This window comes from Streptomyces sp. BJ20, from assembly GCF_022869105.1.
GTDB classification, from domain to species: domain Bacteria; phylum Actinomycetota; class Actinomycetes; order Streptomycetales; family Streptomycetaceae; genus Streptomyces; species Streptomyces griseoincarnatus.
The window spans coordinates 5,152,656-5,171,083 of record NZ_CP094918.1; the positions used below are offsets into that span (position 1 = coordinate 5,152,656).

An 18,428-nucleotide genomic window follows, 5' to 3' on the forward strand; every position below is an offset into this window, starting at 1 on the left:
TACCGATCAGTAACGTGACTTGCGCAGACCTTATACCTCCCGCGCCCGCGAGGCAGGGGCGCGGGAGGTACGACCGCACGGGTCCGGCCGGGCGCGCGCGGGACCGCGCGACGCCCGGAAAACGGTTGTCCACAGCCCCCCACACGCACAGCTCCGGCCAGTAATCTCGGCGTTCATGGAGCAGAGGCATCTCGGCCGTACCGGCCTGCGTGTGTCCCGGATCGGGCTCGGGACCCTCACCTGGGGCCGTGACACCGACGAGCACGACGCGGCAGAGCTCTTGAAGACGTTCTGGGACGCGGGCGGGACGCTGGTCGACACGGCGGACGTGTACGGCGACGGGGAGGCCGAGTACCTGCTCGGGCGGCTGATGGACGGTCTGGTGCCGCGCCGGGACCTGGTGATCTCGACGAAGGCCGGGAGCGTGCCCGACCCGGACCGCCGGTTCGACTGCTCACGCAGCCATCTGCTCTCCGCGCTCGACGCCTCGCTCGCCCGCCTCGGCACCGACCACGTCGACGTGTGGCACGTCCACGCCTACGATCCGGCCACCCCGCTGGAGGAGACGCTCCAGGCGCTGGACATCGCCGTCGCCAGCGGGCGCGCGCGGTACGCGGGCGTGTCCAACTTCTGCGGCTGGCAGCTCGCCAAGGCCGCGGCCTGGCAGCTCGCCGTGCCGGGCGCGCGCACGCGTCTGGCGAGCACCCAGATGGAGTACTCGCTGCTGCAGCGCGGGGTGGAGCGGGAGGTGCTGCCCGCCGCGCTCGACCTCGGCATCGGCATGCTGCCGTCCTCCCCGCTCGGGCGGGGTGTGCTCACCGGCAAGTACCGCGGGGACGCCACCCCGGCCGACTCCCGCGGCGCCTCGGAGCACCTCGCGCCGTTCGTCGCGCCGTACCTGGACGACACGGCGAGCCGGATCGTGGACGCGGTGACGACCGCGGCGGACGGGCTCGCGGTGACCGCGCTCCAGGTCGCGCTCGCCTGGGTCCGCGACCGGCCCGGGGTGACCGCGCCCATCGTCGGCGCGCGCACGGCGCAGCAGCTCACTGCGGCGTTGTCAGTGGAGACGCTTAGTCTTCCTGACGAGATCTGCCGGGCGCTCGACGACGTGTCGGCTCCGGTGCACCGCTATCCCGATCACGACTGGAGCACGCTGTGAGCACGCCGGAGACCCCTGAGGAGCCGCGGAGCGCGGACGACGGCACGCCCGCCGACGGCACGCCCGCCGAGGGCGCGCAGGTGTCCGAGGCCGAGGCGGAGCTGGCCGCGCAGCGTCTGGAGCGGGAGCGGATCGAGCGGCGCAAGGCGGAGCGGCAGGGTCCGATCGAGGCCGGCACCAAGCTCAGCGGCACGGCGGCCGACCTGCTCGCCGCCGTACGGGCCGTGGAGAGCGGCGAGAAGCCGTCGGCCACCGTGTTCGAGGAGGCCCGGCCCGCTCCGCGGCGCCCCGCGCCGGAGCCCGTGCGGCGGGCCCCGGTGGTCGTTCCCGAGGGACCGGCCGCGCCCGCCGAGGGCACCGTGGGCGAGGTGCGGGAGGTGCTGACGCGCGGCGGTGCGCCCGCCGCGCTCGCCGCGGCGGCGGCCGCGGCCCTGGGCGAGGGCGCCGCGGAGCTGCTGCGGGAGGACCCCTGGCAGCTGCTGCGGGTGCCGGGCGTCCGGCCCGAGCAGGCGGACGGGTTCGCCCGCGCGCTGCTCGGCGGTGAGGCCGGGCCCGGTGACGAGCGGCGGGGCCGCGCGCTGACCGTCTGGCTGCTGGAGCAGGCCGCGCCGGCCGGGCACACGGTGCTGGAGATGGCCGCGCTCACCGAGGCGCTGGGCCGTCAGGGCGTGCCCGGCCCGGAGGACGCGGTGCGGAACGCCATCGCCGAGGGGGACGTCCTCGTGTTCCAGGACGCCGTCGGCGAACCGGTCGGGGAGGACGAGGAGCAGCCCGTCCGGGTGCTGGTCGGTCTGGAGCGCTGCGCCCTCGCCGAGGAGAGCCTCGCCGACGGGCTGGCCCGGCTGGTCAGCTCGGCGCCCAAACAGGACGGTGCGGCCGAGGAGTGGGAGCGGGCCGCCGCCGCGGCGGAGGGCTCCGCGGCCGACCTGATCCGCGCGGCCTCCGGGCACGGGCTGGTGCTGCACACCGGCGGCGAGGCGGCGCTGGCCGAGCCGGCGGCGCTGCTGGACGCGGCGCACGTCATGGGCCTGCGCGCCTGGGCCGCCACGCACAGCACGGTCGGGCGGGAGCGGTTCGCGTCCCGCGTACAGGGCCCGGGTGTGGCCACGGTCGCCGGGCTGCTGTCCGGCTCGGAGGGGCCCGGGCGGGACCCTGAGGGCGCGCTGGCCGTGGACCTGCTGGTGGTGCTGGACGCGCCGCAGCTGGACGTGGAGACCGCCGCGCTGCTCACGGAGTCCTTGCCGGACGGGGCGCGGCTGGTGCTGTCCGGCGATCCGGCGGTGCTGTGGTCGGTCGGTCCCGGGCGGGTGTTCGCGGACCTGCTGGCGGCGCGGGCCTGCCCGCAGGTCGCCTCCCGGCGCCCGGACCCGGGGCCGCTGGGCGAGCTGGTCTCGGGCGTCGGCGTCGGCGAGCTGCTCCAGGTGGAGGCCCCCGAGAAGGAGGTCGTCATCGTGCCGGTGCGGGACGCGGGCGAGGCGGTGCACCGGACCGTGCAGCTGGTGGCGGACTCGGTGCCGCGCGCCATCGGCGTGCCGGCCGAGGAGACGCAGGTGATCACCCCGGGCCACGGGGGCGCGGTCGGCACTCGTGTGCTGAACGCGGCGCTGAAGGACCGGCTGAACCCAGGCCCGGGCCGCTTCGCCGGCTTCGACCCCGGCGACCGGGTGGCGTGGTCCCCGGTCCCCGGACGCACGCTCCCGGGCCGGGTGGTCGGGGCGGACGCCGAGGGGCTGCGCCTGGACTGTGCGGGCGAGACGGTCGTCGTGCCGCGGGACCGGGTGGAGCAGACGGTCCGCCACGGGTGGGCGCTGACCGCGCACCAGGCGGTGGGCTCCCGCTGGTCCGCGGCGGTCGTGGTCCTCCCCGGCGACGCGGTCCCCGCCCTGAACCGCCCCTGGATCTACACGGCCTTCAGTCGAGCCGACCGCCACCTGTCGGTGGTCCACGGAGTCGACCAGGCCCTCCAGCGAGCGGTCACAGACATCCCGGCGAAGCCGCGCACGACACGTCTGCCTGCGCTGCTGGCGCCGCAGTTGCCGGGGGCGGCGGAGTAGGGGCCCCGGTCAGGCGCCCCGTGCCCGACCGGCGTGCGGTGAGCTTCGCCGCGTGCGGCCGGGGCGCGGCGCGGCCGTACGCCCCGGGCCGCGGGCGTTACCAGGGCTGAACGGTGCCGGAGCGCGCGGTTCGGCCGCCGGCACGACCGGCTGAGCGGGCCGGCCGCGGCAGGACGGCACCCCCGCCGACGCCCGGTGAGCGGGGGCACCCGGTGCCGCATACACGTCGGCGGCGGCACCCCCGTCAGGGTGCCGCCGCCGGCGGGTGTCGTGTCAGCGGTCCGCGTCCAGGGGTTCCAGGTCCTCGTCCGCGTCCGGGGACAGGGCCGACTCCAGGTCGTCGTCCTCTTCGTCGTCCTCGTCGTCGTCGAAGACCGCGCTGACGTCGAAGCGGCACACCACCGCCTCGGGGTCCACCTGCTCGAAGGGGGCCTCGAGCCACTCGCCGGGGTCGGGGATCTCGTCCGATGCCGTGACCCAGAGCGTGGAGTCGCCCTCCTCCAGGCCGAACTCCTTGTGCCGGGAGGCGATCTCGTCCGGTTCGTACTCCCCGAACAGCAGGCCCAGCGCGCCGTGGACGGTGCTGGAGGCCTCCGAACTCTCGTCGTCCGCCTCCTCGATCCGCTGGGCGTGCGCCAGCAGCCGCTGCGGCTCGACGACGGTGTAGTCGCGGCGGATCAGCACACTGAGGGCGTTCGGTTCCTCGGGGCCGCCGTACGGGGGCAGGGCCTCCTCGGCACTGGGGATCTCGAAGGGCGTGACCTCGTCGTAGCGGTCGTAGAGCAGTTCGTCGTACGTCTCCGCGGCCGCGGCCAGCTGGTTGAAGGCCTCGTAGACGGCCGGGTCGTCGTCACCCGACCGGCTCTCGACCGCGGCCAGGTGGCGGTCGAGCGCGGTCTTCACCGCCTCGGCGGCGGCGCGTACCTCGGCAGCGGTGGGCTGCGCAGCATCAGACATAGTGCAGACGCTATCCGTACCGGGGCCCGGCCCGCACAATAGATGCGATGCCGGAATACGAATTTGTCGACGTGTACGTGCCGCGCGGGGTCTCCCGCAAGGAGACGGCACGTCTGCTGACGGACCATGCCGAGTACGGTCACTGGGAGTTGTACCGCCTGACGCTGATGCGTGACGGCAGCCGCAGGGTGCGGCTGCGGCGGCGGATCATCCGCCAGGTGCGCGCCACCTGGTGAGCTGGGCGCGCCCGACCGGAGTCAACGGGCGGAGCGGACCCCGCGTCGGCCGCGGGGTCCGCTCCGTGTGTCCGAGATCACGCCGCGGCGCGCGCCCTGCGGTACAGGATGCCGCCGGCGAGCAGCGCACCCGCGCCGGCCGGCAGCGCGAGGCCGAGCGGCAGTTCGCTGCCGGTCTGGGCGAGCTGCCCGTCGCCCCGCGGGCCCGGCTGGTTGCCGGTGGAGGGGGTGTCCGGGGTGCCGGGCGTACCGGGCTCTCCCGGGTTCCCGGGCTCTCCCGGGTTGCCGGGCTCTCCGGGCTCACCAGGGTTCCCCGGCTCACCGGGCTCCCCCGGATTGCCGGGCTCACCGGGCTCTCCAGGCTCCCCCGGGTCACCGGGCTCCCCCGGGTTGCCCGGCTCTCCGGGCTCACCGGGCTCACCGGGCTCACCGGGCTCACCCGGGTGCCCCCCGTCGTGCCCCGTGTTGGCGCACTCGTTGCCGGCCGCCGCGTTGCCCACGCCGATGACGTCGACGCTGTTGCCGCAGACGTTCACCGGCACGTGCACCGGTACCTGCACGACGTTGCCGGAAGCCACGCCGGGCGAGTCGCTCGCCTTGCCGTGGGCGTGCGAGCCGCCGTGGTGGCCGGAGCCACCCTTGTTGGCGCAGGCGTTGCCGACCGCCGGGTTGAGGACCCCGACGACGTTGACCGTGTTGCCGCAGACGTTCACCGGGACGTGCACCGGCGCCTGCACGACGTTGCCGGAGAGCACGCCCGGCGAGCCCTTGGCCCCGCCCGTCGCGCCGGAGTCGGCGTGGGCGGCGGCGCCGCCCGCGGCGGCGAGCACACCGGTGGCGGCGGCCATGGTCATCAAGCCCTTGCGGGTGACCTGTCGCATTGCTGAATTCCCTGTCCTCGGACCTGCTGCCGGGACGCGGTGCGTGCCGTGTCCCGGAATTCTCGACGAATGAGGAACCGGTCGGCCCCGGAGCGCATGGCGCGCGCTCCGGGGCCGACGGGCTCGAACCCTCAGCGGGCGGTGCCTAGAGGGCGAGACACGACGTCACGCGTTGACGCAGGTGTTGCCGAAGGCGGGGTTCAGCAGCCCGATCACGGAGATCGTGTTGCCGCAGACGTTGACGGGAACGTGAACCGGCACCTGCACGACGTTGCCGGACAGGACGCCCGGCGAGTGCACGGCGGCACCCTGCGCGCCCGAGTCGGCGGCGGCCATGCCCGCGCCCGCGAGAACCAGACCACCGGTGGCGGCCGCGACGGCGACGACCTTCTTCAGCATGTATTCCTCCTAGTTGGCAATGTGATCCAAAGTCGCGGATCACATCACGGGTAACGAGGAGGAAGTAATGAGGCTACGAGCTTATGGTCGCATTCACTCTTCCCGGTCAACTCCGCACGTCTGACCGATTCTTCGGCACGTCTCCGATCTCTGGCAGGGGACGGTCTCTCAGGACGCGTCCAGGAACCGGTCGAGCACGCGGACACCGAACTTGAGGCCGTCCACCGGCACCCGCTCGTCGACGCCGTGGAACATGCCCGCGAAGTCGAGCTCCGGGGGCAGCTTCAGCGGCGCGAAGCCGAAGCAGCGGATACCGAGGTCGTCGAAGGACTTGGCGTCGGTGCCGCCGGAGAGCATGTAGGGCACGGCACGCGCGATGGGATCCTCGGCGCTCAGCGCGGTCTGCATGGCGTCGACGAGCCGGCCGTCGAAGTCGGTCTCCAGCGCCTTGTCGGAGTGCACGTCCTCGCGCCGCACACGCGGGCCGAGGACGCGGTCGAGGTCAGCGAGGAACTCCTCCTCGTAGCCGGGCAGGAAGCGGCCGTCGACGTGCGCGGTGGCCTGGCCGGGGATGACGTTGACCTTGTAGCCGGCGCCGAGCTGGGTGGGCGCGGCGGAGTTGCGCAGGGTGGTGCCGATCATGCGGGCGATGCCGCCGAGCTTGGCGAGGGTCTCGTCCATGTTCTCCGGGTCGAGCTCGGTGCCGAGCGCGTCGGAGAGCTCGTCCAGGAAGGCGCGGACGGTCTTGGTGACCCTGACCGGCCACTTGTGGCGGCCGAGGCGGGCGACGGCCTCGCACAGCTCGGTGATGGCGTTGTCGTCGTTGGTCATCGAGCCGTGGCCCGCGGTGCCGTCGACGGTGAGCCGCATCCAGTGCATGCCCTTTTCGGCGGTCTCGACGAGGTAGAGGCGCAGCTTCTCGTTGACGGTGAAGGAGAAGCCGCCGACCTCGCCGATCGCCTCGCTGACGCCGTCGAACAGCTCGGGGTGTTCGCGCACCAGGTGCTTGGCGCCGTAGGTGCCGCCGGCCTCCTCGTCGGCGAGGAAGGCGAGGACGACGTCCCGCGGGGGCTTGCGGCCGCTGCGCATGCGCTCGCGGACGACCGCGAGGGTCATCGCGTCCATGTCCTTCATGTCGACGGCCCCGCGTCCCCACACGCATCCGTCGGCGATCTCGCCGGAGAAGGGGTGGTGGGTCCAGTCGTCCGCGTTGGCGGGCACGACGTCGGTGTGGCCGTGGATGAGCAGGGCGGGCCGCGACGGGTCCTCGCCCTCGATCCGGGCGACGGTGGAGGCGCGTCCGGGGTGGGACTCGAAGATCTGGGGCTCCAGGCCGACTTCGGCGAGCTTCTCGGCGACGTACTCGGCCGCCTTGCGCTCGCCGGGGCCCGAGTGGTCGCCGTAGTTGCTGGTGTCGATCCGGATCAGCTCGCGGCAGAGGTCCACGACCTCGTCCTCACCGGTGACGCCCTTGGCCGGGTCCGTCTCGCTCACGTGCTTCCTCCCGCTGCTGGTGTTCCCGCTGGTCGGTCCTCCCCATCCTCCCCCTCCCGGCGTCCGGCCCCAAGACCCGCCCCGGCCCGTCACACGCCGTTCACGCGGCGGCGCGCCGGGGGTGATCGGCCACCCCGGAACACCTGGTAATGTTTATGTCGTCGCCGCGGGGGGAAACCCGCGCGACAGACACCTTGTCCGGGTGGCGGAATGGCAGACGCGCTAGCTTGAGGTGCTAGTGCCCTTTATCGGGCGTGGGGGTTCAAGTCCCCCCTCGGACACTTGCTTCATGAGGGCCTCGACCGGACGGTCGGGGCCCTCGGGCGTTTGTACGGAAGGTGCCCCATGACGTCTCGCACGCCTTGCCCCTGCGGTCTCCCCGAGGCCTACGAGGAGTGCTGCGGCCGCTTCCACTCCGGTAGGGCCTCCGCACCGACGGCGGAGCGGCTGATGCGGTCCCGGTACGCGGCGTTCGTGCGGCAGGACGGAGCGTACCTCCTGCGGACGTGGCATCCGCGGACCCGCCCGGCCCGGCTCGACCTCGATCCGGCGATGCGGTGGACCGGACTGGAGATCCTCGCCACGGAGGACGGCTCCGCCTTCCACTCCACCGGCACGGTCACCTTCCGCGCCGCGTACCGGCGCGGCTCCCTGCACGAGCGCAGCCGCTTCGAACGGGTCGACGGGGCCTGGGTGTACGTCGACGGGGACTTCCTCGGCTGAAGGACCCCGGCCAGGGCCGGCTCAGGCGGGCAGCCGGGTGTCGACGACGAAGGCGATCTCCACGAGCTGGCCGGGCAGGGTGAGTTCGGTGACGCCGAGGACCGTGCTCGCCGGGCGGTGGCCGCCGAAGTAGGCGAGGTTGGCCTCGGCCGTGGCCGCGGCGTGACGCGCGAGGTCCACCACGTAGAGGGTCTGCGTGATGATCTGGCTCCGGGTGGCTTCGTAGTGGGCGAGGACGCGGTCCATGTTGGTGTGCGTGCGCCGCAGCTGGGCGGCGAAGTCGCCGGGGTCCGGGAATCCGCCCGCCTCGTCGAAGGCGAGCTGTCCCGAGACGTGGATCAGATCGCCGGAGCGGATCGCCTGCGCGTAGCCGAAGTCGCTCTCGGCCGGGATTCCGTAGGAGAAGAGGTCACTGGTGGCCATGGGTGGGTTCGTCCTTTTCCAGTCGGTCTCTTGTGGTTACCCGGAAACTGTAGGAGAGTGAGCGCCGACCTGGAAGAACGCACTTTTCGGTGACTGGGGAACCTGATGGTGACCAAGCGTGTACTGGTGGGACTGCCGGAGGACGCCGATCTGCGGCGCGCGGACTCCCTGGCGCGGGAGATCTTCTCGGACGTCGCCAACAAGTGGGCGTTGCTGATCATCGAGGCGCTCGGCGAGGGCACCCTGCGGTTCAGCGAGCTGCGGGACGAGGTCGAGGGCGTCAGCCACAAGATGCTCACGCAGAATCTGCGCATGCTGGAGCGCAACGGCCTGGTCGAGCGGACGGTGCACCCCACCGTGCCGCCGCGCGTCGAGTACACCCTCACCGGACCGGGGCGCGCGCTGCGCACCGCCGTGGACGCGATCTGCGGGTGGACGCACGAGCACCTGGGGCACATCGAGCAGGCGCGGGAGCGCTTCGGCGACCGGTGACCGCGACCGGCCGAGAGGAGAGTCCGCCGGCGGGCAGGTCAGGGCGCCAGGATGTCGAGTTCCTGGAGGGCGCCCTCGGTGATCTCGCGGGTGAGCTTCTCCGCGCGGGCGGCGTCGCGTGCGCGGACGGCCTCGGCGAGCTGGACGTGGAGGGTGACGGCGGCCGGGTCGGGGTCCTCGAACATCACGTCGTGGTGCGTGCGTCCGGCCAGCACCTCCGCGACCACGTCGCCGAGGCGGGCGAACATCTCGTTGCCGGAGGCGGTCAGGATGACACGGTGGAACGCCACGTCGTGGAAGAGGTAGCCCTCCAGCTTGTGGCCGCGTGAGTGCGCCACCATCCCCAGGGCGCACTCGGTGAGTTCGGCGCACTGCTCGGCCGTGGCGTTGCGCGCGGCGAGGCCGGCCGCGACCGGTTCGACCGCGGAGCGCAGCACGGTGAGGGAACGCAGCTGGCGGGGGCGGTCGGCGCCGGCCAGGCGCCAGCGGATGACCTGCGGGTCGTAGACGTTCCACTCGCAGGCCGGGAGGACCGTGACGCCGACGCGGCGGCGGGACTCCACGAGGTGCATGGACTCCAGGACACGGACCACCTCGCGCATCACGGAGCGCGACACGTCGAAGCGCTGGGCGAGTTCGTCGGTGCGCAGCACACTGCCGGGCGGATACCCGCCTGCGGTGATCTCGGGGCCGAGGGTGTCCAGTACGCGGCCGTGCAGCCCCCGGCCCGTGGTGCTCATGCACTCAGAGTACGGGGCGGATCACACCGATAAAAAGTCAGATTTATTCGTCACAGACTCTTGAAGTTGTCGTACTTATAAGTTTCAGTTGCCGTCGACATCATCGGCAAGGTGTCGACGAGGACAGCAGACAGTGAGGCAGCGATGAACACCCCCCACGTCGTCGTGGTCATGGGCGTCGCCGGAACGGGCAAGACCACCATCGGTCCCCTGCTCGCGGCCCGCCTCGGCGTTCCGTACGCCGAGGGCGACGACTTCCACCCGCAGAGCAACATCGCCAAGATGTCGGCGGGCACCCCGCTCACCGACGACGACCGGTGGCCCTGGCTCGACGCCATCGGCGACTGGGCGCAGGGGCGCGCGGGTCTGGGGGGCGTGGTCAGCTGCTCGGCGCTGAAGCGCTCGTACCGCGACCGGCTGCGGGCCGCCGCGCCCGGCGTGGTCTTCGTGCACCTCACCGGCGACCGCGCCCTCGTCGAGGACCGGATGTCCCACCGGCAGGGGCACTTCATGCCCACGGCACTTCTCGACTCCCAGTTCGCGACGCTCCAGCCGCTGGAGCCGGACGAGGCCGGGGTCGCCGTGAACGTGACGGGCAGCCCCGAGAAGATCACCGAACGGGCGGCCACCGCCCTGGCGTCGCTCTCCGGGCCGACCGCGTAGGCCCCACCCCCACCGGCCCCCGGCCCCTCCCCCGGGCCGCCCTTCCCCCCGACCTCGCACTTCCTAGGGATCCACCGTGACCAGACTCAGCGTCGAGATGCTGGCAGCGGACGTACCCGAGCCGATCACCTCGGCCGGCCACGCTCAGCTGGGCATCGCCGTCCTGGCGGGCATAGCCGTCATCGTCCTGCTCATCACCAAGTTCAAGCTGCACGCCTTCCTGTCGCTGACCATCGGGTCACTGGCGCTCGGCGCCTTCGCCGGCGCTCCGCTGGACAAGGTCATCACCAGCTTCAGCGCCGGGCTCGGCTCCACCGTCGCCGGTGTGGGCGTGCTGATCGCCCTCGGCGCGATCCTCGGCAAGATGCTCGCCGACTCGGGCGGCGCCGACCAGATCGTCGACACCATCCTCGCGAGGGCCAGCGGCCGTTACATGCCGTGGGCGATGGTGCTGATCGCCTCGGTCATCGGTCTGCCGCTGTTCTTCGAGGTCGGCGTGGTGCTGCTGATCCCGGTGGTGCTGATGGTCGCCAAGCGCGGCAACTACTCGCTCATGCGCATCGGCATCCCGGCCCTCGCCGGTCTCTCCGTGATGCACGGCCTCGTCCCGCCGCACCCCGGTCCGCTGGTCGCCATCGACGCGGTCGGCGCCAACCTGGGCGTGACGCTGGCGCTCGGCGTGCTCGTCGCCGTCCCGACCGTGGTGATCGCCGGTCCGGTGTTCTCCAAGTACGCCGCCCGCTGGGTGGACGTCCCGGCGCCCGAGCGGATGATCCCGCAGCGTCCCTCCGAGGACCTGGAGCGGCGCCCCGGCTTCGGCGCGACGCTGGCCACGATCCTGCTGCCGGTCGTGCTGATGCTGGCCAAGGCGCTCGTCGACATCGTGATCGACGACCCCGAGCACAACGTGCAGCGCGTCTTCGACGTGATCGGCTCCCCGCTGATCGCGCTGCTCGCCGCCGTGCTGGTCGGCATCTTCACCCTGGGCATGCCCGCCGGCTTCAGCAAGGAGCGGATCTCCTCCCTGGTGGAGAAGGGCCTGGCCCCGATCGCGGGCATCCTGCTGATCGTCGGCGCGGGCGGCGGCTTCAAGCAGACCCTGATCGACACCGGTGTGGGCCAGATGATCCTGGACATCTCCGAGGACTGGTCGATCCCCGCGCTGCTGCTGGCCTGGCTGATCGCGGTGGCGATCCGGCTGGCGACGGGCTCGGCGACCGTGGCGACCGTCTCGGCGGCCGGTCTGGTCGCGCCGCTCGCGGCCGACATGTCGACGACGCACGCCGCGCTGCTGGTGCTCGCCATCGGCGCCGGTTCGCTGTTCTTCAGCCATGTCAACGACGCCGGCTTCTGGCTGGTGAAGGAGTACTTCGGCCTGAACGTCGGCCAGACGATCAAGACCTGGTCGATCATGGAGACGATCATCTCGGTGGTCGCGGGGGCGCTGGTGCTCCTGCTGTCCCTGATCATCTAGGACCGGATACACGACGGCCCGTCCGCCCCCTCACGGGAGGGGCGGACGGGCCGCCGTCGTGTTCAAGGCCGCCACAGGGGGTGCTCGTGCTCGGCCCACGCGCGGCGGACCGCGCCGGTGCGCAGACCGCGGCGGGCCTCGGGGTCGGCGAGAGCCATGCCGACGTGTCCGGCGAGGACGACGCCGACGGTCAGCGCCAGCCAGTCGTGGACGAAGGTCGCGGCAGTGCGCCAGGCCAGCGGCGTGAGGTGGGTGAACCACATCAGCAGCCCGGTGCCGAGCATCACCAGGGTGGCCCCGGCGATCCAAGCCGCGTACAGCTTCTGACCGGCGTTGAACTTCCCCGCCGGGCGGGACGCGGGGCGGCGGTCGCGGCGCAGGACGGCCCGCAGCCAGACACGGTCGTGCGGCCCGAAGCGGTTGAGCCGGCCCAGGTCGGCGCGGAACGCGCGGGAGACGAGGGCGGCGAGCACGGGCACGGGCAGCAGCAGGCCCGACCACTGGTGGAGGGTGACGACCAGGGCGCGGCGCCCGGCCAGCTGGGCGAGCTGGGGGACGTAGAGGCAGGCGGCGGTGGCCACGCAGACGCCCATGAGCAGGGCGACGGCGCGGTGCGCCCACCGCTGGGCGGGGGTGAAGCGCCGTACGGTCGTGGCGGCGGGCGGGGCGTCAGCTCGTGGGGGCATCGTCGCGTCCGTTCGAGCGGCCGACCCAGGCGTCGACGTCGTAGCCGCGCAGCTCCCAGTAGCCCGGTTCGACCTCGTCGGTGACGGTGATGCCGGAGAGCCACTTGGCCGACTTGTAGAAGTACATGGGCGCCACGTAGAGCCGTGCCGGGCCGCCGTGGCCGTGGCCGATGTCCTCGTCCTGCATGCGCAGGGCGACCAGGACGTCCGCGCGGCGGGCCTGGTCGAGGGTGAGGCTCTCGGAGTACGTCCCGTCGAAGCAGGTGAAGCGCACCGCGCGGGCGGTGGGGCGCACCCCGGCCGCGTCCAGCAGCCGGGACAGCCGCACGCCCTCGAACGGTGTCCCGGGCACCCGCCAGCCGGTCACGCACTGCACGTCCCGCACCAGGCGGGTCTGCGGCAGGGCCTTGAGGTCGGCGAGGGTGTAGGCGGCGGGGCGGTCGACGAGGCCGTCGACGGTGAGCCGGTAGGAGCGGGCGTCCTTGCGCGGGACGGACGCGGCGACCGAGTAGTAGCGGAATCCGCCGCCGTTCGGGAGGAGTCCGGTCAGGCCGGTGGGGTCGCGGTCGGCAGCGCCCGCGAGGAGGGACTCCAGGCCGCGCTGGAGGGAGGGCGCGGCGGCCAGGCCGAGCGCGCCGAGGCCGAGGGTGCCGAGCAGGACGCGGCGGCCGACGGGCGCGCCGCGCGCGTCCGGGTCGCCGCCGCCCGGGACGTCCCGGCCGTGCGAAGGGTGTTCGGGTTTCACCCCCTCATTCGAGCACCCGCACCCCCGGGCGGACCAGGGAACGCGGGCGCCCGTCAGACTTCGGTAAGCAGCGGGGCCGGCGCGAGGGCCTGTCCTACGGGGTGCGCTCTGCCTCCTTCTCCAGCTGGAACGCCTCGTTGCCCAGGCCGATGCGCGCGTGGGTCTCGGGGGCGCGGGTGCGCAGGATCGCGCCCTGCACGAGTCCGATCACGAGGGCGAGGCCGATGACGCCGGGCAGGATCCAGCGCAGCGCGGAGTCCGGGCCGGTGCCGACGAGGACGTCGAAGTCCTTGACCGTGTAGACCGCGATCACCACGAGGGCGATGCCGGCCACCGCCGAGGTGACCAGCCGCCAGGCCTGGGCGCCCGCGGCGCCGCGCCGTACGAAGAAGACCACGACGGACAGCGAGGCGATCGCCATGAGGACGATGACGCCGAGCGCGCCGATGTTGCCGCCCCAGGTGAACAGGTGCAGCACGGGCGCTGTGGGGTCGCCGGTGGGCTTGTCGTCGGTGAGCGCGAAGGTCAGCACCAGCACGACGGCGATGCCGGTCTGCAGCAGGGAGCCGGTGCCGGGGGCGCCGCTGGAGCCCGTCGTGCGGCCGAAGGCGGCGGGCAGCAGGCCCTCGCGGCCCATGGCGAAGGCGTACCGGGCGACGACGTTGTGGAAGCTGAGCATGGCGGCGAACATGCCGGTCACGAACAGCACGTGCAGGACGTCGGTGAAGGTGGAGCCGAGCCGGTCCTCGGTGAGGAAGAACAGCAGGCCGGCGCTCTGCTCCTGGGAGGTGGCGACGATCGTGGCGGGTCCGGTGGCCACGGTGAGGGCCCAGCTGCTGACGGCGAAGAAGACGGCGACGCCGGCGACGGCGAGGAACATCACGCGCGGCACCAGGACGTGCGGCCTGCTGGTCTCCTCCGCGTAGACCGGTGCCTGCTCGAAGCCGAGGAAGGCGGCGATGCAGAAGCACAGGGCGGTGCCGACGCCGGCGCCGGTGAGGGTGTCCGGGTTGAAGGCGTGCAGCGACAGGCCCTCCTTGCCGGGGTCGGCGACGGCGGCGATGTCGAAGACGACGACCAGCAGCACCTCGATGACCAGCAGGACGCCGAGGACCTTCGCGTTGACGTCGATCTTCAGCCAGCCGAGCACGCCCACGGCGAGCGCGGCGGCGAGCGCCGGTATCCACCAGGCGACCTCCAGGTCGGCGTAGGTGGCGAAGAGGCCGGAGACCTCGAAGCCGAAGATGCCGTAGATGCCGACCTGGAGGGAGTTGTAGGCGACGAGGGCGACCAGGGCGGCACCCGCGCCGGCGGTGCCGCCGAGTCCGCGGGAGATGTACGCGTAGAAGGCGCCCGCGTTGTGGACGTGCCGGCTCATCTCGGCGTAGCCGAGGCTGAACAGGACCAGCACGGTGCCCAGGACCACGAAGAGCAGCGGCTGGCCGACGATGCCCATCACCGCGAATGTTGTGGGCATGACACCCGCGACGACCATGAGCGGGGCGGTCGCGGCCAGTACGGAGAGCAGCAGGCCCCCGGTGCCGAGGCGGTCGGCCCGCAGGGCGCGGTCCTGACCCTTGAAGGTGCTGATCCCCTCGGCCGGGGCTCTGTTGGTGCTCGAACTGTCCGTCGTCATCTCGAGACCGTCCTTGGGTCGGTGGTGGGTGCGGGGGGGGGGCGTTCGGGGTGGGGGTCAGGCCGTGCCCAGGGCGGCGGCGCGTGCGGTACGGAAGGCGGTGAGGCCGTCCCGGTCGGGATAGGACCAGGGGGCGGGGGTGGCGTGGTCGCCGATGCGGTGGAACAGCGCGGCCGCCTCGGCCCCCCGGCCCTCGCAGACCTTGGCGTGGGCGAGGAAGTTGAGGTCGACCAGCCGTCGCGGGTGGTCCTCGTGCTCCCACTCCAGCCACCAGTCGAAGGCCGCCTTCATCACCTGCCGGGCGCGGCGTCCGACCCAGTGGCCTGACGCGGCCGGGTCGGCGGGCTCGTGCCCGGCGGCGGCGAGGGAGCGGTAGCGCTCGGCGTGCGCGATGACCGGCAGGATGGCCAGCGGCGAGTCGGCGGGGGCCTGTTCGGCGGCCCAGTTGGCGAAGTCGTACACCTCGTGCAGCGGGTCGGGACCCGCCTCCACGCGGCGCTCCGCGAGCCAGCCGACGACCAGGTGGTGGGCGTGGTGGTGGTCCGCGTAGCGGGTGCGCACCTGCTCGAAGATCCGGACCACGTCGCCGTCCGCGCCCCGGGAGCACTCCAGCATCAGCAGCCCCAGCCAGGGCGTCGGGTCGTGCGGCAGCTGCTCGGCGGCCTTGCGGCAGGCCTCGCCGGCCCGGGCGGGCTTCTCCTTGCCGCGCAGGGCGCGCCGTACCTGGGCCATGGCCAGCAGCACCGTCGCGTCACCGGAGTCGGGCTCGGCGAGCAGCCACTCGCGGGCCCACGCGGCGCAGTACGGCTCCTTCGCGAGCACCGTGATCCGGTGTCCGCGGCGGTCCCGGTCGTCCCCCGTCCTGACCAGCAGCGAGCGGGTGCTCTGCCAGCGCCCCTGTGCCAGTGCGGCCCGCGCGGCGACGAGTTCGGCGTCGTCGAGGGCCTCGTCGTAGGCCTGTACCGCCCGTTTGCGGGCGCGGCCGAGGGGAGGCGGGGGTGGGGGCACCGCGAACTTCCTCACGCGCTTCTCTTGTCATACGGCTCGCGGCGGGTGGTCGGTGGCAGTGGTCGGCTGCCGATCGCCACGAGCTGATCACGGACAGCAAACCGTCAGCCAACGGATCACGTCAAGGGCACCGAGGCCGTTACACGCGTCAACTGCGGTCACGAACGGGCAACTTGTGTCGCCCGTGAACGACCTCGCGCCCCCGTGCCGTAGCTCGGGAGCGCCCGGGACGGCGACGGCGCTGCTTTGATGGCGGCATGAGCGACAGCGGCAGTGGGAGCGGAACGAGCGCCGACGAGATCCTCGACATCGTCGACGAGAACGACCGGGTGATCGGACAGGCCCCGCGCGGCGAGGCGTACGCACGAGGGCTGCGCCACCGCTGCGTCTTCGTCCTGGCGCGGGACGCGGAGGACAGGATCTTCGTCCACCGCCGCACCCCGACGAAGCTGGTGTTCCCGTCGCTGTACGACATGTTCGTCGGCGGGGTGGTCGGGGCGGGCGAGACGTACGACGACGCGGCGCTGCGGGAGGCGGAGGAGGAGCTGGGCGTGGCCGGCCTCCCCCGCCCCTCGCACCTGTTCACCTTCCTGTACGACGGCGGCGGGAACGGGACCTGGTGGTCCGCGGTCTACGAGGTGCGCTGCGAGCTGGAGGTGCGTCCGCAGGCCGAGGAGGTGGCCTGGCACGCCTTCCTGCCCGAGGACGAGGTGCGGCGGCGGCTCGGCGCATGGGAGTGGGTGCCGGACGGGCTCGCGGCGTACGAGCGGCTGCGGGCGTATCGGGCGGGCCGAGGGGTCGGGGGTGACCGGTAAGGTCGCCCCCGTGATCGACTTTGCACGGAACGTCCGGTTGTGGTTCTCCCCCGCCGAGGTGCGGGACGACGGGGAGACGCCCGACTACCGCTTCTCGCTGGCGAACGAGCGGACGTTCCTCGCCTGGCTGCGGACCGCGCTCGCCCTGATCGGCGGCGGATTCGCGGTGGACCAGTTCCTGCCCGATCTGCCCTGGGGGTGGCGGGTCGGACTGGCCCTCGCGCTGCTGGCGGCGGGGGCGCTGTGCGCACTGCGGGCGGTCAACCACTGGGTGCGGTGCGAGCGGGCGATGCGGCGGGGGGAGGATCTGCCCGTGTCGCGCTTCCCGGCGCTGCTGGGGGTGGTGGTGGCGGGGGTGGCCGTGGTGATGGTCGTGGTGGTGCTGGTGGGGTGGGAGGCGTGACCCCCGGGGTGCCTGTGCCTGGGGAGAGGGACCCGGGGCTGCAGCCCGAACGGACTCGGCTGGCGTGGCGGCGGACGACGCTGGCGAGCACGGTAGTGGCCGTGCTGGCGGGGAAGGCGGGGTTGGCGGGTGGGGCGTCGGGGGGCGTGCTGGCTGCGGGGGTCGTGTGCTGTGTGGGGTGGGCGGGGGTGTTGGTGGTCGCCCAGCGGCGGATCCGGGGGCTGGCGGGGGGCGGGGAGCCTGAGCGGCTCTCGCTTCGTTACGCGGTGGGGGTCGTGGTGTGTGTGCTGGTGACGGTGGGGGGTGGGGCGGGAGTGGTGCTGGGGTGAGGATTTCGCCCCCGCCGCCCCTTCCCGTCCGTCCCTGGGGGCTGCGCCCCCAGACCCCCCGTCGGCCCTGACGGGCCTCGTTCTCAAGCGCCGGACGGGCTACTTGTCGGGCACCGTGATCGCGATCTTGCCGCGCACGTGGCCCTCCTCGCTGCGGCGGTGCGCGTCGGCCGTCCGGTCCAGGGGGAACGTCTCCTCGACGTGGATCGTCAGGATCCCCTGGTCCGCCAGTTCGGACAGCTTGCGGAGGTCCGCGGGGTCGGGCCGGACGAACCAGTACGCGCCGCCGTAGCCGGTCACCCCCGGATCGACGATCGACGCCAGCCGCCCCTCCGGCACCACGAGATTCGCGGAGGCCTTGAGGGCGTCCCCGCCCACCGTGTCGAAGACCGCGTCCACCCCCTCGGGGGCGAGCCCCCGGACGCGTTCGGCCATACCCTCGCCGTAGCTCACGGGCTCCGCCCCCAGCCCTCGCACGAAGTCGTGGTTGCGTTCGCCCGCCGTGCCGATGACCCGCGCGCCGAGGTGCGCGGCCAGCTGGACCGCGACGGAGCCCACGCCGCCGGCGGCCGCGTGCACCAGCACCGTCTCACCCCGGCGCACGCGGAGGGCCCGGTGCAGCACCTGGTACGCCGTGAGCCCCGCGAGAGGGATGCCGGCCGCCTCCTCGAAGGACAGACGCCGCGGCTTGGGCGCGAGGGTGCGTACGGGGGCGGCCACGTACTCGGCGCAGGTGCCTGCGGAGAGGACGTCCTCGCGGACGTAGCCGATCACCTCGTCCCCCTCGGCGAACTCGGGGACCGCGGGTCCGGGGCGGACGACGACGCCCGCGAGGTCCCACCCGGGGATCACCGGGAAGACGGCCGGGAGGATCGCGTCGAGGTGCCCCTGGCGGGCCTTCCAGTCGACCGGGTTGACGGACACCGCCCGGACCTCGACGAGCACGTCGTCGGGGCCCAGCTTGGGGTCGTCCGCCTCGCCGTACTCGAGGACCTCGGGGCCGCCGTACCGTGCGTAGCTGATCGCCTTCATGCGTCGACCCTCCGGGGTCGGCCCACGGCGTGCAAGCCGAACGGCCCGATGTACGCCGTTCGCGTCACGGGAGGGG

The 18,428-nt window shown here is 73.1% G+C and carries 21 protein-coding genes and 1 tRNA gene; 11 read left to right on the plus strand and 11 right to left on the minus strand.

Translation table 11 applies throughout. From position 1 onward, the window contains the following. Positions 1-175: 175 nt before the first annotated feature. Both MTR79_RS23275 and MTR79_RS23280 read left to right on the plus strand, forming a co-directional pair. Positions 176-1,162, plus strand: a complete 987-nt coding sequence (locus tag MTR79_RS23275; protein WP_086702039.1) for an aldo/keto reductase — start codon at positions 176-178, stop codon at positions 1,160-1,162. Then, entirely contained in the window at positions 1,159-3,216 is a 2,058-nt protein-coding gene (locus MTR79_RS23280; RefSeq protein WP_244791903.1) for a helix-hairpin-helix domain-containing protein, read from the plus strand. The genes MTR79_RS23275 and MTR79_RS23280 overlap by 4 nt, the downstream gene beginning before the upstream one ends. 273 nt (positions 3,217-3,489) lie before the next feature. Here MTR79_RS23280 and MTR79_RS23285 read toward each other — a convergent pair whose 3' ends face one another. Next, a complete protein-coding gene (locus tag MTR79_RS23285) occupies positions 3,490-4,173 on the minus strand; it encodes a hypothetical protein (protein ID WP_189365967.1) in 684 nt (227 codons plus the stop codon). A 47-nt stretch (positions 4,174-4,220) separates the two neighbouring features. Between MTR79_RS23285 and MTR79_RS23290 the strand changes: the two genes are divergently transcribed. Next, a complete protein-coding gene (locus MTR79_RS23290; RefSeq protein WP_004933366.1) occupies positions 4,221-4,409 on the plus strand; it encodes a DUF5703 family protein in 189 nt (62 codons plus the stop codon). Positions 4,410-4,486: 77 nt separating this feature from the next. Here MTR79_RS23290 and MTR79_RS23295 read toward each other — a convergent pair whose 3' ends face one another. From MTR79_RS23295 to MTR79_RS23305, 3 genes are all read right to left on the minus strand, one after another. After that, on the minus strand, positions 4,487-5,290 hold the full coding sequence (locus MTR79_RS23295) for a chaplin (RefSeq protein ID WP_244791904.1): 804 nt from the start codon (positions 5,288-5,290) through the stop codon (positions 4,487-4,489). 165 nt (positions 5,291-5,455) lie between these two features. Beyond that, positions 5,456-5,689 carry a chaplin ChpH gene (chpH, locus tag MTR79_RS23300; RefSeq protein ID WP_006135972.1) on the minus strand — a complete coding sequence of 78 codons (234 nt, stop codon included), beginning with the start codon at positions 5,687-5,689 and terminating at the stop codon, positions 5,456-5,458. Between the two features lie 168 nt (positions 5,690-5,857). Next, positions 5,858-7,183, minus strand: coding sequence for a M20/M25/M40 family metallo-hydrolase (locus tag MTR79_RS23305; protein WP_048459075.1), 1,326 nt, complete (start codon positions 7,181-7,183; stop codon positions 5,858-5,860). A gap of 196 nt (positions 7,184-7,379) precedes the next feature. Between MTR79_RS23305 and MTR79_RS23310 the strand changes: the two genes are divergently transcribed. Then, positions 7,380-7,464 (plus strand) — tRNA-Leu (locus tag MTR79_RS23310). Between the two features lie 64 nt (positions 7,465-7,528). After that, a complete protein-coding gene (locus MTR79_RS23315) occupies positions 7,529-7,906 on the plus strand; it encodes a YchJ family metal-binding protein (RefSeq protein ID WP_244791905.1) in 378 nt (125 codons plus the stop codon). A 21-nt stretch (positions 7,907-7,927) separates the two neighbouring features. On the opposite strand, the gene MTR79_RS23320 is transcribed toward MTR79_RS23315, so the two are convergent. Then, on the minus strand, positions 7,928-8,329 hold the full coding sequence (locus MTR79_RS23320; RefSeq protein ID WP_086704853.1) for a RidA family protein: 402 nt from the start codon (positions 8,327-8,329) through the stop codon (positions 7,928-7,930). Positions 8,330-8,434: 105 nt separating this feature from the next. Between MTR79_RS23320 and MTR79_RS23325 the strand changes: the two genes are divergently transcribed. Beyond that, positions 8,435-8,821 carry a helix-turn-helix domain-containing protein gene (locus tag MTR79_RS23325; protein WP_189365969.1) on the plus strand — a complete coding sequence of 129 codons (387 nt, stop codon included), beginning with the start codon at positions 8,435-8,437 and terminating at the stop codon, positions 8,819-8,821. Between the two features lie 38 nt (positions 8,822-8,859). On the opposite strand, the gene MTR79_RS23330 is transcribed toward MTR79_RS23325, so the two are convergent. Next, positions 8,860-9,561 carry an FCD domain-containing protein gene (locus MTR79_RS23330; RefSeq protein WP_086704851.1) on the minus strand — a complete coding sequence of 234 codons (702 nt, stop codon included), beginning with the start codon at positions 9,559-9,561 and terminating at the stop codon, positions 8,860-8,862. 144 nt (positions 9,562-9,705) lie between these two features. Between MTR79_RS23330 and MTR79_RS23335 the strand changes: the two genes are divergently transcribed. Together MTR79_RS23335 and MTR79_RS23340 are read left to right on the plus strand one after the other, a co-directional pair. Further along, positions 9,706-10,224, plus strand: coding sequence for a gluconokinase (locus MTR79_RS23335; protein ID WP_086704850.1), 519 nt, complete (start codon positions 9,706-9,708; stop codon positions 10,222-10,224). Positions 10,225-10,300: 76 nt separating this feature from the next. Next, complete coding sequence (locus tag MTR79_RS23340) at positions 10,301-11,698, plus strand: gluconate:H+ symporter (protein WP_086704577.1); 1,398 nt, start codon at positions 10,301-10,303, stop codon at positions 11,696-11,698. Between the two features lie 62 nt (positions 11,699-11,760). Here the strand turns inward: MTR79_RS23340 and MTR79_RS23345 are convergent, their stop codons facing one another. From MTR79_RS23345 to MTR79_RS23360, 4 genes are all read right to left on the minus strand, one after another. Further along, positions 11,761-12,384: a cytochrome b/b6 domain-containing protein gene (locus MTR79_RS23345; RefSeq protein ID WP_189365970.1), complete on the minus strand. Its 624-nt coding sequence runs from the start codon at positions 12,382-12,384 to the stop codon at positions 11,761-11,763. Then, positions 12,368-13,129 carry a molybdopterin-dependent oxidoreductase gene (locus MTR79_RS23350; protein ID WP_086704574.1) on the minus strand — a complete coding sequence of 254 codons (762 nt, stop codon included), beginning with the start codon at positions 13,127-13,129 and terminating at the stop codon, positions 12,368-12,370. The genes MTR79_RS23345 and MTR79_RS23350 overlap by 17 nt, the downstream gene beginning before the upstream one ends. Before the next feature lie 94 nt (positions 13,130-13,223). Further along, the gene (locus MTR79_RS23355; protein WP_086704578.1) at positions 13,224-14,765 is read right to left on the minus strand and encodes an APC family permease; all 1,542 of its coding nucleotides are present in this window, start codon (positions 14,763-14,765) and stop codon (positions 13,224-13,226) included. A 57-nt stretch (positions 14,766-14,822) separates the two neighbouring features. Further along, positions 14,823-15,773: a hypothetical protein gene (locus MTR79_RS23360; RefSeq protein WP_189366022.1), complete on the minus strand. Its 951-nt coding sequence runs from the start codon at positions 15,771-15,773 to the stop codon at positions 14,823-14,825. A gap of 257 nt (positions 15,774-16,030) precedes the next feature. On the opposite strand from MTR79_RS23360, the gene MTR79_RS23365 reads away from it, so the two are divergent. The 3 genes from MTR79_RS23365 to MTR79_RS23375 are packed head-to-tail and all read left to right on the plus strand — an operon-like array spanning position 16,031 to position 17,320. Further along, positions 16,031-16,588 carry an NUDIX domain-containing protein gene (locus MTR79_RS23365; RefSeq protein ID WP_244791906.1) on the plus strand — a complete coding sequence of 186 codons (558 nt, stop codon included), beginning with the start codon at positions 16,031-16,033 and terminating at the stop codon, positions 16,586-16,588. A 10-nt stretch (positions 16,589-16,598) separates the two neighbouring features. Then, positions 16,599-16,991 carry a DUF202 domain-containing protein gene (locus MTR79_RS23370; RefSeq protein WP_122215052.1) on the plus strand — a complete coding sequence of 131 codons (393 nt, stop codon included), beginning with the start codon at positions 16,599-16,601 and terminating at the stop codon, positions 16,989-16,991. A gap of 8 nt (positions 16,992-16,999) precedes the next feature. Then, positions 17,000-17,320 (plus strand): DUF202 domain-containing protein, encoded by a 321-nt coding sequence (locus MTR79_RS23375; protein ID WP_189366023.1) that lies wholly within the window; start codon positions 17,000-17,002, stop codon positions 17,318-17,320. A gap of 99 nt (positions 17,321-17,419) precedes the next feature. Here the strand turns inward: MTR79_RS23375 and MTR79_RS23380 are convergent, their stop codons facing one another. Then, positions 17,420-18,352 (minus strand): NADP-dependent oxidoreductase, encoded by a 933-nt coding sequence (locus tag MTR79_RS23380; RefSeq protein ID WP_086701480.1) that lies wholly within the window; start codon positions 18,350-18,352, stop codon positions 17,420-17,422. Positions 18,353-18,428: the final 76 nt, after the last annotated feature.

Coding starts and splice junctions, on each gene's coding strand:
- MTR79_RS23275 (WP_086702039.1), top strand. CDS start 176: ATGGAGCAGAGGCATCTCGGCCGTACCGGCCTGCGTGTGTCCCGGATC.
- MTR79_RS23285 (WP_189365967.1), bottom strand. CDS start 4,173: ATGTCTGATGCTGCGCAGCCCACCGCTGCCGAGGTACGCGCCGCCGCC.
- MTR79_RS23290 (WP_004933366.1), top strand. CDS start 4,221: ATGCCGGAATACGAATTTGTCGACGTGTACGTGCCGCGCGGGGTCTCC.
- MTR79_RS23295 (WP_244791904.1), bottom strand. CDS start 5,290: ATGCGACAGGTCACCCGCAAGGGCTTGATGACCATGGCCGCCGCCACC.
- chpH (WP_006135972.1), bottom strand. CDS start 5,689: ATGCTGAAGAAGGTCGTCGCCGTCGCGGCCGCCACCGGTGGTCTGGTT.
- MTR79_RS23315 (WP_244791905.1), top strand. CDS start 7,529: ATGACGTCTCGCACGCCTTGCCCCTGCGGTCTCCCCGAGGCCTACGAG.
- MTR79_RS23320 (WP_086704853.1), bottom strand. CDS start 8,329: ATGGCCACCAGTGACCTCTTCTCCTACGGAATCCCGGCCGAGAGCGAC.
- MTR79_RS23325 (WP_189365969.1), top strand. CDS start 8,435: ATGGTGACCAAGCGTGTACTGGTGGGACTGCCGGAGGACGCCGATCTG.
- MTR79_RS23330 (WP_086704851.1), bottom strand. CDS start 9,561: ATGAGCACCACGGGCCGGGGGCTGCACGGCCGCGTACTGGACACCCTC.
- MTR79_RS23335 (WP_086704850.1), top strand. CDS start 9,706: ATGAACACCCCCCACGTCGTCGTGGTCATGGGCGTCGCCGGAACGGGC.
- MTR79_RS23345 (WP_189365970.1), bottom strand. CDS start 12,384: ATGCCCCCACGAGCTGACGCCCCGCCCGCCGCCACGACCGTACGGCGC.
- MTR79_RS23355 (WP_086704578.1), bottom strand. CDS start 14,765: ATGACGACGGACAGTTCGAGCACCAACAGAGCCCCGGCCGAGGGGATC.
- MTR79_RS23365 (WP_244791906.1), top strand. CDS start 16,031: ATGAGCGACAGCGGCAGTGGGAGCGGAACGAGCGCCGACGAGATCCTC.
- MTR79_RS23380 (WP_086701480.1), bottom strand. CDS start 18,352: ATGAAGGCGATCAGCTACGCACGGTACGGCGGCCCCGAGGTCCTCGAG.